The organism is Kitasatospora sp. NPDC098663, from assembly GCF_044760075.1.
GTDB lineage: Bacteria > Actinomycetota > Actinomycetes > Streptomycetales > Streptomycetaceae > Kitasatospora.
Genome location: NZ_JBIWAP010000045.1, coordinates 1 through 11,722 on the forward strand (window position 1 = coordinate 1; position 11,722 = coordinate 11,722).

The following is an 11,722-nucleotide window of genomic DNA, read 5'->3' on the forward strand; positions in this document are numbered from 1 at the left end:
TGACCTGCGCGATCTGGCACAACGACCACACCGGCCAGCCCGTCATGCGCTCACTGACCGCCTACGACCACTAACCCTTCGCATCACTCATCTAGTACCGGGACCTCGACTCCCTCGAACCGTTCCTGATCGCCGCAGTGGAGGCGGGGGCCAACCAGGTGGAGGGCGTCGACTTCGACGTACGCAGCAAGCCGGACCTGAGGGCGCAGGCCCGGGCGGACGCCGTCCGGGCCTGTGAGGGCGAAGGCCGAGTTGTACGCGGAGGCCGCGGGCGTGCGGCTGGGCCAGGTCGTCCACATCGAGGACGTCGACCCGGAGAGCATCGGAAGCGGCTGGTACCGCGGGCACGGCGACTCCGGTGGCGTTTCCGAGACTGACCTCGCGCCGGGTGCCGTCGTGGTCTCGGCCGCGGTCGTGCTGGGATTCGCGATCGCCGCCCCGTAGCTTCTGGTCGCGCCGTTGGGGGCCGACCGAAGACCGCCGCCCCGGGGTCGTCGCCGCCGGAGTTCACGTGGCCGGCCTCCGCATGGGCGACGAGGACGTCCTGACCCTGAGGGGGAGGTGCTCCGCCCCTTAGGGGAGATCCTCCGCGGCGTCATACCGCAGCACCAGACGGGCTCGTCATTCCAGCTCATAGCCCTTGACGCGTCAGCCCGTTACGTTGAGTGGGTGTCCACTGCTGTCATCAAGACGGACGGCCTCACCAAGAGGTTCCCCCGGGTCACCGCCCTCGACCAGCTCACCGTCGAGGTGCGGCCCGGGGTGGTCGGGCTGGTCGGGGCCAACGGGGCGGGCAAGTCCACCCTCATCAAGATTCTGCTCGGCCTCGCCCCGGCGACGTCCGGCCGCGGCGAGGTCCTCGGCCTGGACGTCGCCACCCGGGGCCCGGAGATCCGCGAACGGGTCGGCTACATGCCCGAGCACGACTGCCTGCCGCCGGACGTGTCGGCGACCGAGTTCGTGGTGCACATGGCGCGGATGGCGGGGCTGCCGGCCACCGCCGCCCGCGAGCGCACCGCGGACACCCTGCGGCACGTCGGCCTGTACGAGGAGCGGTACCGGCCGATGGGCGGGTACTCGACGGGCATGAAGCAGCGGGTCAAGCTCGCCCAGGCGCTGGTGCACGACCCGAAGCTGGTGCTGCTGGACGAGCCGACCAACGGCCTCGACCCGGCCGGCCGGGACGAGATGCTGGGCCTGATCCGCCGGGTGCACACCGACTTCGGGATCTCGGTGCTGGTCACCACCCACCTGCTCGGCGAGCTGGAGCGCACCTGCGACCACCTGGTCGTGATCGACGGCGGCAAGCTGCTGCGCTCCTCCTCCACCGCCTCCTTCACCGAGGCGACGGCCGTCCTGGCGGTCGAGGTGACGGACCACCCGCAGGACGCCGTGCCGGAGCCGGGCGACGCCGTCCGCGAACGGCTGGCCGCCGCCGGGCTGTCCGTCCAACCGGAGGGCTCGCACCTGCTGCTGGTCCGGCTGGCCGGCGACGACACCTACGACACCATCCGCGACACCGTCGCCGGCCTGGGTCTCGGCCTGGTCCGGCTGGAGCAGCGCCGCCACCGGGTCGCCGAACTCTTCACCGACGAGAGCAGGGGAGGGACGGACGATGTCGCTGCCTCCTGACACCAGGTCCGCCGACACCGGCGTCATCCACGACATCGGCTACCGCGGCTACACCGGGCCCCGGCTCGGCCGGGCCTACGCGACGCGCTCGCTGTTCACCCAGAGCCTGCGCGCCGCGTACGGGCTCGGGCGCTCCGGCAAGTCCAAGGTGCTGCCGATGCTGGTGCTCGGCGTGGTCACGCTGCCGGCCGTGGTCATGGTGGCGATCGCGCTCGCCACCAGCGCGAAGGAGCTGCCGCTGGACTACCCGCGGTACCTGTCCTCGTTCGTGCTGATCGTGTCGACCTTCCTGGCCTCGCAGGCGCCGGTGCTGTTCTCCCGGGATCTCCGGCACCACACCGTCCCGCTGTACTTCTCCCGCCCGATCACCCGCGCCGACTACGTCCGGGCCAAGTTCGCCGCCATGGTCAGCGCCCAGTTCCTGCTGATGGCGGCGCCGCTGCTGGTCCTCTACATCGGGGCGCTGCTCGGCGGGCTGGACTTCGGGCACAACACCGGGCACTTCCTGTCCGGCCTGGTCGCCGCCCTGCTGTACTCCCTGGTGCCGACCTCGGTGGCGCTGGTGGTCGCCGCCGCGACCCCGCGCCGCGGCTTCGGGGTGGCCGGGATCATGGGCTACCTGGCGATCAGCACGGCCGTGGTGGCGATCCTGACCCGGATCGGCACCGCCACCGAGTTCACCGTCCCGGACTCCGCCCAGTGGATCGCGCTGCTGTCGCCGAACGACCTGGTGGAGAGCCTGACCAACCAGCTCTTCGACGTCGGCGGGATGGACGGCCGGATGCACGCGCCCGGCGGGCTCGGCGTGGTCGTCTTCACCGCCGCCGTCGTCGCGATGGTGTCCGGCTCGTACGGGCTGCTGCTGCGCCGTTACCGCAGCGTCTGATGAACCGAGGAGTTTGAGAGGGCGTCATGGCCACCATCACCATCGACAAGGTCTCCCGCTGGTTCGGGAACGTGGTCGCCGTCAACGACATCAGTATGACGATCGGCCCAGGCATTACCGGCCTGCTCGGTCCGAACGGCGCGGGCAAGTCGACCCTCATCCACATGATGAGCGGCTTCCTCTCGCCCTCCAGCGGGGCGGTCACCCTGGACGGCGCGCCGATCTGGCGCAACCAGCAGGTGTACCGGCAGATCGGCCTGGTCCCGGAGCGGGAGTCGATGTACGACTACCTGACCGGCTGGGAGTTCGTGCTCGCCAACGCCGAACTGCACGGCCTCGCCGACCCGGGCGCCGCCGCCCGGCGCGCCCTGGACCTGGTGGAGATGGACTACGCCAAGGACCGCCGCACCGGGACGTACTCCAAGGGCATGAAGCAGCGGGTCAAGATGGCCTCCGCGCTGGTCCACGACCCGGCCGTGCTGCTGCTCGACGAACCGTTCAACGGCATGGACCCGCGCCAGCGGCTCCAGCTGATGGAGCTGTTGCGCCGGTTCGGCGCGGACGGGCGGACGGTGCTGTTCTCCTCCCACATCCTGGAGGAGGTCGAGCAACTGGCCCGGCACATCGAGGTCGTGGTGGCCGGCCGGCACGCCGCCTCGGGTGACTTCCGGAAGATCCGCCGGCTGATGACCGACCGGCCGCACCGCTATCTGGTCCGCTCCAGCGACGACCGCCGGCTGGCCGCCGCGCTGATCGCCGACGGCTCCACGACCGGTGTCGAGGTGGACGCGCGGGAACGGGCGCTGCGGATCGAGGCGGTGAACTTCCAGGGCTTCACCACCCTGCTGCCCCGGGTCGCCCGGGAGGCGGACATCCGGCTGTACACCGTCTCGCCGGCGGACGAGTCGCTGGAGAGCGTCTTCTCCTACCTGGTCTCCGCGTGAGGCCCGGCGTCCGAGCCACCGAACTCCCGTACCGGACCCAGGAAAGGGCCGACCGACCATGAACCCGACCGTCGCCAGGCTGACCCTGCGCGGCCTGCTGGGCCGCCGCCGCGGCCTCCTGCTGCTGGTGGTCCCCGCCCTGCTGCTGGTCATCTCGGCCGTCGCGAGCGGCACCGCCAGCGGGAACGAGCACGACCTCACCGTCAAGATCCTCGGGCAGCTCGGCCTCGGCACCCTGGTGCCGATCCTCGGCCTGGTCGTCGGCACCGGCGTGATCGCCACCGAGATCGACGACGGCTCGATCGTCTACCTGCTGGCCAAGCCGCTGCCGCGGTGGAAGATCGTCACCACCAAACTGGTCGTCGCGATCGGCACCACCTGGGTGTTCGCGGCCCTCCCGACGCTGCTCTGCGGCCTGCTGCTGATCGGCACCAGGGACGGCATCGCGCTCGGCTACACCGTGGCGGTGCTGGTCGCCGGGGCGGCGTACAGCGCACTGTTCCTGCTGCTCGGCGTGGTCACCCGGCACGCGGTGGTGGCCGGGCTGGGGTACGCGCTGGTCTGGGAGTCGCTGATCGGCAACTTCGTGTCGGGCGCCCGGACGCTGAGCGTCCAGCAGTGGGGCCGGTCGGTGGCCGAGGCGGTCGCGGGGGACGCCGCGATCGGCGCCGACGTCTCGCTCGGGGTGGCCGTCCCGCTGCTGCTGGCGGTCACCGTCGCGGCGACGGTGCTGGCCTCGGTGAAGCTGGCCGGACTGACCCTGGCCGCCGAGGAGTAGCCGGCCGGGGTCGGTCCGGGGCAGCCGGGGTCGGTCCGGGGCAGCCGGGGTCGGCCCGGGGCGGTCAGGATCGGCCCGGGTCGGTCCGGGCGGAGGTGCTAGCCGAGCGTCCGGTTGCGGCCCGCGCCCCAGCCGGCCGCGCCGACCACGGTGGCCAGCACCAGCATCAGCACCAGGGTGGCCGTCCAGCCGCCGGTGAGCTGGTGCAGCGCGCCGGCGCCGACCGGGCCCGCCGCCGCGACCAGGTAGCCGACCGCCTGCGACATCCCGCCCAGCTGGGCGGCGCCGGCCGCGCTGCCGGTGCGCAGCACGATGAACGCCAGGCCCAGGCCCAGCGAACCGCCCTGGGCGACGCCCAGGATGGTCGCCGACACCCAGGCGCCGGACACCGGCGCGATCAGCAGCAGGGCGACGCCGAGGCCGTTCAGCCCGGCCATGGCCACCGCCAGCCCGCGCTGGCGGGTCATCCGGCCGGCCAGCAGCGGCACCAGGAAGGCGCCCGCGACCTGCACCAGGTTGGAGAAGGCGAAGACCAGACCGGCCTCGCCGCGGTCCATGCCGTGGTCGGCCAGGATGGTCGGCATCCAGGCGACCAGGGTGTACACCAGCAGCGACGAGATGCCCATGAAGAGGCTGATCTGCCAGGCCATCGGCGAGCGCCAGATGCCCTCGATCGGCTTCTCGGCCGCCGCCCGACCGGCCGCAGGGCCGGCCACCCGTCCGGCGGAGAGGCCGGTCGGCGCCGCGACCGCCGCCCGCTCCTGCCGGGAGCGCAGCACCTGCGGCAGCCAGGCCACCGCGGCGATCAGCGCGAGCAGCGACCAGGTGCCCAGCGAGGCCTGCCAGCCGCCGCCGAGGGCGTGCTCCAGCGGCACCGACAGACCGGCCGCCAGGGTCGCGCCGACCAGCATGGTGGTCGAGTAGACGCCGGTCATCGCCGCCGCCCGGTCCGGGAACTCCCGCTTCACCAGGCCCGGCATCGACACGTTCAGCACCGCGATGGCCACGCCGATCACCACGCAGCCCGCGTACAGCGCCGCCACCGAGGGCAGCACCCGCAGCAGCACGCCCGCGCCCAGCACCAGGACCGCGCCCAGCACCACCCGTTCGGTGCCGAACCGCCGGGTCAGCCGGGGGGTGAGCGGGGCGCCGACGCCCTGGAACAGCACCGGCACGGTGGTGATCAGTCCGCTCGCGGTGGCGGAGAGTCCGAAGGTCCGCTGGATCTCGCCGACCATCGGCGACACCGCCGCCAGGCAGGCGCGCATGTTCAGCGCGACCAGCAGGATGCCGGTCAGCAGCAGCGCGGGGTGGGCCAGCCGGGTGCGGACGGGAAGCGGGAGGGACGTGGTGGCAACCGGCTGCTGGGCACGGGTGACGGCCATGGGTGTGCTGTTCTTTCGTGAATGTGCGCGAGGGCGCGGAGGACGGAAGGGAGGCGGGTGCCTACGTCACTTCCGGGCCGCGATGGCCGCGAGGAGCTGCTCGACGGCCGCGGTCGGCTCGGCGAGCAGCGCGCGACACGCGGCCTCGGCACGGTCCGGGTCGCCGCTCTCGATCGCGTCGACCAGCGCCGCGTGGGTGGCCACGGCCACCTCGGGCATGTCGTGGTCGCCGAAGGCCGAGGTCATCGACTCGCGCACGGAGGCGCCGAAGTAGCGGTAGACCTCGGTGAGCGCCGGGTTGTGCGCGGCCTCGACGATGGCGGTGTGGAACTCCAGGTCGTGCTCGACGGTGGCCTCGCGGTCGGTCCGCTCGGCGTGCGAGGCGATCACCTCGGCCTCGCGGGCCAGCGCGGCCCGCATCCGCTCGACGTCCTCGGGGGTGTGCCGCAGCGCGGCCAGCCGGGCGGCCTCGGTCTCCAGCGCGGCCCGGACCTCCAGGACGTCCCGGATGCCCGAGCGCTGGACGCCGCGCAGGACGGCGGCCGGGTCGCTGGTGGAGCGGACGAACGTCCCCTCGCCCTGGCGGGAGACGAGCATGCCGGCGTGCACCAGCACCCGGATCGCCTCCCGGACGGTGTTCCGGCCGACCTGGAGCCGCTCGGCGAGCTCGTGCTCGGTGGGGATCTGCGATCCCACCGGCCAGACGCCGCCGGCCAGTTGCTCGCGCAGCTGGTCGATCGCGGTGTCCACCAGGGAGCGCCGTCCGGCCGCCTGGAGGCTGTTGCCGTCGCCGGTCATGCCGGTACTCCCTTCGTCTGGTCACCGCGTCGCTGGTCAGCGCCGGTCGTCGGTCATCCTACAACTGCTTGCCCGGTCATCCTACAACTGGAGGTGAACCCTCGCCGAACACCGCACCGAACACCCCGCCGAACACCACGGCGGGGTCGGGAGGAGGAGTCAGACGCCCGGGTAGAGCTGTTCCAGGACGACGGCGACGCCGTCCTCGTCGTTGCTCGCGGTGACCTCGTCGGCGACGGCGAGCAGTTCCTCGTGGGCGTTGGCCATCGCGACGCCGCGGGCCGCCCAGCCGAACATCGGCACGTCGTTGGGCATGTCGCCGAAGGCGATGGTGTCGGCCCCGCGGACGCCCAGGCGGCGGGCGGCGACGGCCAGCCCGGTGGCCTTGGACAGGCCCAGCGGCAGCAGTTCGACCACTCCGGCACCGGCCATCACGACGCCGACCAGGTCCCCGGCGACGCGGCGGGCGGCCTCGGCGAGCGCGTCGTCGGTCAGTCCGGGGTGCTGGATGTAGAGCTTGCTGACCGGGGCGTCGAGCAGCTGGTCGCGGTCGACCCGGACGACCGGGAGGTCGGAGCCGATCAGCAGTTCGTAGCCGGGGCCGGCCAGCACCTCGCCGTCCAGGCCGTCCTGGTTGGCGGCGACGGCCAGCGGGCCGGTCTCGGCCTCGATCTTGGCGATGGCGAGCGCGGCGAGCCGGCGGTCCAGGGTGAGGGAGGTGAGCAGCCGGTGCGCGCCGGCGTCGTACACCTGGGCGCCCTGGCCGCAGACGGCTATCCCGGTGTAGCCGATCTCGTCGAAGACCGGGCGGGCCCAGGCGGCGGAGCGGCCGGTGACGACGATGTGCAGCGCGCCCGCGCCGGTGGCCGTGGCCAGGGCGGCGCGGGTGCGCTCGGAGACGGTCTCCTCGCTGGTCAGCAGGGTGCCGTCGAGGTCGGTGGCGACCAGCCGGTAGGGCAGGCCGCCACCGCTCGGGTGCTCACCGCGGGGGGAGACGGGGCTGGGGCTGGTGGTGCTCATGGGCCGTACGTCTCCCGGGAGTTGCGGGTGGTGCGGGTGGCGCGGTGCTACTTGACCGGTTCGAGGACGGTCCGCCCGCCGAGGAACGGCCGCAGTGCCTCGGGCACGACCACCGAGCCGTCGGCCTGCTGGTGGTTCTCCAGGATCGCCACGATGGTGCGCGGGACGGCGACCAGGGTGCCGTTCAGGGTGGCCAGCGGGCGGGTCTTGCCCTCCTCGCGCATCCGGATGGCGAGCCGGCGGGCCTGGTACTCGGTGGTGTTGGAGGTCGAGGTGACCTCGCGGTACTTGCCCTGGGTCGGGATCCAGGCCTCGATGTCGAACTTGCGCGCGGCCGAGGCGCCGAGGTCGCCGGAGGCGACGTCGATCACCCGGTAGGGCAGCTCCAGCGCGTTGAGGAAGTCCTTCTCCCACTGGAGCAGGCGGCGGTGCTCGTTCTCGGCGTCCTCGGGAGTGGTGTAGACGAACATCTCCACCTTCTCGAACTGGTGGACGCGGATGATGCCGCGGGTGTCCTTGCCGTAGGTGCCGGCCTCGCGGCGGAAGCAGGACGAGTAGCCGGCGTAGCGCAGCGGCAGCTTGTCGGCGTCGAGGATCTCGTCCATGTGGTACGCGGCGAGCGGGACCTCGCTGGTGCCGACCAGGTACCGGTCGTCCTCGGCGAGGTGGTACACGTTCTCGGCGGCCTGGCCGAGGAAGCCGGTGCCGTCCATGGCGGCGGGCCGGACCAGGGTCGGGGTGATCATCGGGATGAAGCCGGCCGCGGTGGCCTGGGCGATGGCCATGTTGACCAGGGCGAGCTCCAGCAGCGCGCCGACGCCGGTCAGGTAGTAGGAGCGGGCGCCGGCGACCTTGGCACCGCGCTCGGTGTCGATCGCGCCCAGGATCTGGCCGAGCTCGACGTGGTCGCGCGGCTCGAAGCCCTCGGCGGCGAAGTCGCGCGGGGTGCCGATCTCCTCCAGGGTGACGAAGTCCTCCTCGCCGCCGACCGGGGCGGCCGGGTCGATGAGGTTCGCCAGCGAGCGGAGCAGGCGCTCGGCCTCCTCCTTGGCCGCGCCCTGCTCGGCGTCCGCGGCCTTGACCTCGGCGGCCAGCTCCTTGGTGCGCTGCAGCAGGGCGGCCTTCTCCTCGCCCTTGGCCTGGGCGACCTGCTTGCCGAGCGTCCGCTGCTCGCTGCGCAGTTCGTCGAAGCGACTGCCCGAGGACCGGCGCCGTTCGTCGGCGGAGAGGAGGGCGTCGACCAGGTCGACGTCCTCGCCACGGACGCGCTGCGAGGCGCGCACTCGGTCAGGGTCCTCACGAAGCAGGCGAAGGTCAATCACAGGCCCAAGCGTACCGGGCGGAGGCTCGTCCACCGGTACGGGTTTTCCCCTGGGGATAACCACCCGGATCCTGTGGATAACTTCTGTGGGGAACGCGCGGGGCCGGGGTTATCCACAGGATCCGGGCGGTGCCTGTGGATTGAAGGGGAGGTTGGCCCTCCGATCACCGAAGCCAGGGAATTGAGGTTTCAAACCTCATTTGACCTTCTCGGGTGAGGGAATTGAAGCACTCGGACGGGTGATTTAGTGGCACACGGGTGACTCTGGTCCGATTAGTCATCTCTACGCCGCTAACCAATGATCCGACCGAAACCCGCAGTGGCTATACCGGTTTGTCGACTCATCCCCAGGCCTGTGGATAACTTCCGGCTGTGGATAGTCCCCGCCCCTGTGGATGGCGGGTTCCGGCGCCGCGGGCCCCTGTGGACGACGGGTGCGGTCACCCGCCCCCTTCCGTCCGGCCGGGGGAAAACGATCGGAAAAGGGCGAAAAGACAAAGGGCGTCGATCAGATGTTGTCGCGGTGCCGTCGCGGTGCCGTCGCGGTGCCGTCGCGACACCCTCGCGTGGATCAGATGTCGCCGCGCCCGTCGAGGCACCGGGAGAGCCAGTCGGCGGCGGCCGTGAAATCGTCGTCCGAGGTCCCCTGCCGCCGGTGCGTGGAGACCTGCCGGTCGGCGCGCGGATAGGAGCCGAGGAACCGCACCTGCGGGCTGATCCGCTTCAGCCCCATCAGGGCCTCCGCCACCCGGCGCTCGGACAGGTGCCCCTCGCAGTCGATCAGGAAGCAGTAGTTGCCGATGCCCTCGCCGGTCGGCCGCGACTCGATCCGCATCAGGTTGACCCCGCGCACCGCGAACTCCTGGAGCAGCTCCAGCAGCGCGCCCGGGTGGTCGTCCGGCAGCCAGACCACCATCGAGGTCTTGTCCGCGCCGGTCGGCGAGGAGACCCGGCCCGGGCGGCCGACCAGGACGAACCGGGTGGTCGCGGTCTGCGCGTCCGCGATGTCCTTGACCAGCGGGTCCAGCCCGTAGATCGGCGCCGCGAACTCGCCCGCGAACGCCCCGTCGTAGCGGCCCTCGGCGACCAGCCGGGCGCCGTCCGCGTTGGAGGCGGCCGACTCCCACTGCGCGTCCGGCAGATTGGCCGCCAGCCAGCGGCGCACCTGCGCCTGGGCCACCGGGTGGCTGGTCACCGTCTTGACCCCCGCCAGGTCGGTACCCGGCCGCACCAGCAGCGCGAAGGAGATCGGCAGCAGGACCTCACGGTAGATCATCAGCGGTGCGCCGGCGGCGAGTTCGTCGTTGGTCGCGGTGACGGCGCCCTCGACCGAGTTCTCGATCGGGACGAACGCCCCGGAGGCGTCCCCGCCGCGCACCGCGTCCAGCACCAGCGGCACCGAGGCCAGCGGCACCAGCTCCCGCGTCGCGGCCTCGGGCAGGGTGCGCAGCGCGGCCTCGGTGAAGGTGCCGGCCGGGCCGAGGTAGGTGTAGCGGGTGGCCGACATGACGCCTCCGTGGGGAACAGGGTGGAACCGGGGCAGGGGTGTTGCCGAAGAAGTCACCATAACGACTCCACCCGCCGGCCGGGAAAGCGTTTCAGCGGCCGGGACCGGAGCCCGTCGGGGCGTGCTACTCGAAGAGCTGCTGGCCGAGGTACCCCCCGGCCGGGACGCCCGGCGGCACCGCGTACAGGCCGCTGGCCTCGTGCCGCAGGAAGCGGGAGAGGCCGTCCCCCCGGGCCAGCTTGCGCTGCACCGGGGTGAAGCCCTTGCGCGGGTCGGCCTGGAAGGCGAGGAAGAGCAGCCCGGCGTCCGGCGAGCCGTCGGGCAGCAGGCCGTCGTGGTACGAGAACCCGCGCCGCAGCATCGCCGCCCCGCCGTTGGCGGCCGGGGCGGCCACCCGGACGTGCGCGTCGGCGGGGATCGCCAGCGCGCCGTCCGGGCCCTGCGCGGCCAGGTCGACGGGGGCGCGCTCGCCGGCCCCGGCGGGCGCGCCGAGCGGCGCGCCGTCCGACTTGCGCCGCCCGATCACCCGCTCCTGCCGGTCGGTCGGCAGTGCCTCCCAGTTGTCCAGAAGCATCCGGATCCGCCGGAACACCAGATACGAGCCGCCGGCGAGCCAGGCCGGCTGGTCCGGCCCGGCGGTGCAGAACACCTTGGCGGCGAAGCCGTCCTCACCCGGCTGGGGGTTGTTGGTGCCGTCGATCTGGCCCATCAGGTTGCGGCCGGTCATCGGGCGCGCGGTGGCACCGGGCGTACGGGCGAAGCCGGCCGACTGCCAGCGCAGCGCCGCCGTTCCGGCCGCCTGGCGTTGCAGCACCCGCAGCGCGTGCACGGCCACCAGGGCGTCGTCGGCGCCGATCTGGACGAACAGGTCGCCGTCGCCGCGTGCGGGGTCGAGCGCGTCGGCGGGGAAGGACGGCAGCGGTTCGAGCGCCTGCGGTCGGCGGTCGGCCAGCCCGGCCTTGTCGAACAGGGCGGCGCCGAAGCCGACGGTGAGGGTGAGCGAGCAGGGGCCGGCGTCCAGCGACACCTGGTTGTCGGCGTCCTCGGCGGGCTCCCCGGCGGTCAGCCGCTCGGCGGTCTTCGTCCAGCGCTGGAGCAGGGCGCGCAGCCCGTCCCGGCCGACGCCCTCGGCCAGGTCGAAGGCGGCCAGCTGGACCCGGGCCTGCTGGGGTTCGAGGATGCCGGCCTGGTGCTCGCCGTGGAACGGCACCCGGGCCGCGCCGAGCGCGCCGCCCGGTCCGGCGGCGGGCGTTGCGCCGGGGTGGCGGTCCAGGGCGACCGCCCCGGCGACGCCGGCTCCGGCGCCGGCCAGCAGCCCGGCGCCGGCGGTGCCGAGCAGGGCCCGCCGGGTGAAGCCGGCGCGGCCGGGCGCCTGCTCACCCTGTGCTGCGGGCCTCGGCACCGTGGCCCGGTCCGCCGTGGTGCGGTCCGTCGAGGTGTGCTCCATCGCG

11 protein-coding genes are annotated in these 11,722 nt (G+C 72.9%); 5 read left to right on the forward strand and 6 right to left on the reverse strand.

Annotation, left to right across the window (positions count from 1 at the left end):
• Positions 1 to 234: 234 nt before the first annotated feature.
• From ACIQVZ_RS34185 to ACIQVZ_RS34205, 5 genes are all read left to right on the forward strand, one after another.
• Positions 235 to 444, forward strand: coding sequence for an SIMPL domain-containing protein (locus ACIQVZ_RS34185; RefSeq protein ID WP_350880693.1), 210 nt, complete (start codon positions 235 to 237; stop codon positions 442 to 444).
• 225 nt (positions 445 to 669) lie between these two features.
• Positions 670 to 1,632, forward strand: coding sequence for an ABC transporter ATP-binding protein (locus tag ACIQVZ_RS34190; RefSeq protein ID WP_402455492.1), 963 nt, complete (start codon positions 670 to 672; stop codon positions 1,630 to 1,632).
• A complete protein-coding gene (locus tag ACIQVZ_RS34195) occupies positions 1,616 to 2,518 on the forward strand; it encodes an ABC-2 transporter permease (RefSeq protein WP_350880689.1) in 903 nt (300 codons plus the stop codon). Before ACIQVZ_RS34190 ends, ACIQVZ_RS34195 begins: the two co-directional genes overlap by 17 nt.
• Positions 2,519 to 2,544: 26 nt before the next feature.
• On the forward strand, positions 2,545 to 3,462 hold the full coding sequence (locus ACIQVZ_RS34200) for an ABC transporter ATP-binding protein (RefSeq protein ID WP_350880687.1): 918 nt from the start codon (positions 2,545 to 2,547) through the stop codon (positions 3,460 to 3,462).
• A gap of 58 nt (positions 3,463 to 3,520) precedes the next feature.
• Positions 3,521 to 4,240, forward strand: coding sequence for an ABC transporter permease (locus ACIQVZ_RS34205; protein WP_063348377.1), 720 nt, complete (start codon positions 3,521 to 3,523; stop codon positions 4,238 to 4,240).
• A 98-nt stretch (positions 4,241 to 4,338) separates the two neighbouring features.
• Here ACIQVZ_RS34205 and ACIQVZ_RS34210 read toward each other — a convergent pair whose 3' ends face one another.
• The 6 genes from ACIQVZ_RS34210 to efeB form a co-directional block, all read right to left on the reverse strand.
• The gene (locus ACIQVZ_RS34210; protein ID WP_350880685.1) at positions 4,339 to 5,625 is read right to left on the reverse strand and encodes an MFS transporter; all 1,287 of its coding nucleotides are present in this window, start codon (positions 5,623 to 5,625) and stop codon (positions 4,339 to 4,341) included.
• Between the two features lie 66 nt (positions 5,626 to 5,691).
• On the reverse strand, positions 5,692 to 6,423 hold the full coding sequence (locus ACIQVZ_RS34215; protein WP_350880683.1) for a FadR/GntR family transcriptional regulator: 732 nt from the start codon (positions 6,421 to 6,423) through the stop codon (positions 5,692 to 5,694).
• 159 nt (positions 6,424 to 6,582) lie between these two features.
• The gene (locus ACIQVZ_RS34220; RefSeq protein WP_402455497.1) at positions 6,583 to 7,443 is read right to left on the reverse strand and encodes an HAD family hydrolase; all 861 of its coding nucleotides are present in this window, start codon (positions 7,441 to 7,443) and stop codon (positions 6,583 to 6,585) included.
• A gap of 47 nt (positions 7,444 to 7,490) precedes the next feature.
• Positions 7,491 to 8,765 carry a serine--tRNA ligase gene (gene serS, locus ACIQVZ_RS34225; RefSeq protein ID WP_350880679.1) on the reverse strand — a complete coding sequence of 425 codons (1,275 nt, stop codon included), beginning with the start codon at positions 8,763 to 8,765 and terminating at the stop codon, positions 7,491 to 7,493.
• A gap of 570 nt (positions 8,766 to 9,335) precedes the next feature.
• Positions 9,336 to 10,271 carry a prephenate dehydratase gene (gene pheA, locus ACIQVZ_RS34230; protein ID WP_350880677.1) on the reverse strand — a complete coding sequence of 312 codons (936 nt, stop codon included), beginning with the start codon at positions 10,269 to 10,271 and terminating at the stop codon, positions 9,336 to 9,338.
• A gap of 124 nt (positions 10,272 to 10,395) precedes the next feature.
• Positions 10,396 to 11,718, reverse strand: coding sequence for an iron uptake transporter deferrochelatase/peroxidase subunit (efeB, locus tag ACIQVZ_RS34235; RefSeq protein ID WP_402455502.1), 1,323 nt, complete (start codon positions 11,716 to 11,718; stop codon positions 10,396 to 10,398).
• Between the last annotated feature and the right edge of the window lie 4 nt (positions 11,719 to 11,722).

What these genes read in the sequence shown, in the direction of transcription:
- ACIQVZ_RS34195 (WP_350880689.1), top strand. Translation starts at nt 1,616, where the DNA reads ATGTCGCTGCCTCCTGACACCAGGTCCGCCGACACCGGCGTCATCCAC.
- ACIQVZ_RS34200 (WP_350880687.1), top strand. Translation starts at nt 2,545, where the DNA reads ATGGCCACCATCACCATCGACAAGGTCTCCCGCTGGTTCGGGAACGTG.
- ACIQVZ_RS34205 (WP_063348377.1), top strand. Translation starts at nt 3,521, where the DNA reads ATGAACCCGACCGTCGCCAGGCTGACCCTGCGCGGCCTGCTGGGCCGC.
- ACIQVZ_RS34210 (WP_350880685.1), bottom strand. Translation starts at nt 5,625, where the DNA reads ATGGCCGTCACCCGTGCCCAGCAGCCGGTTGCCACCACGTCCCTCCCG.
- ACIQVZ_RS34215 (WP_350880683.1), bottom strand. Translation starts at nt 6,423, where the DNA reads ATGACCGGCGACGGCAACAGCCTCCAGGCGGCCGGACGGCGCTCCCTG.
- ACIQVZ_RS34220 (WP_402455497.1), bottom strand. Translation starts at nt 7,443, where the DNA reads ATGAGCACCACCAGCCCCAGCCCCGTCTCCCCCCGCGGTGAGCACCCG.
- pheA (WP_350880677.1), bottom strand. Translation starts at nt 10,271, where the DNA reads ATGTCGGCCACCCGCTACACCTACCTCGGCCCGGCCGGCACCTTCACC.
- efeB (WP_402455502.1), bottom strand. Translation starts at nt 11,718, where the DNA reads ATGGAGCACACCTCGACGGACCGCACCACGGCGGACCGGGCCACGGTG.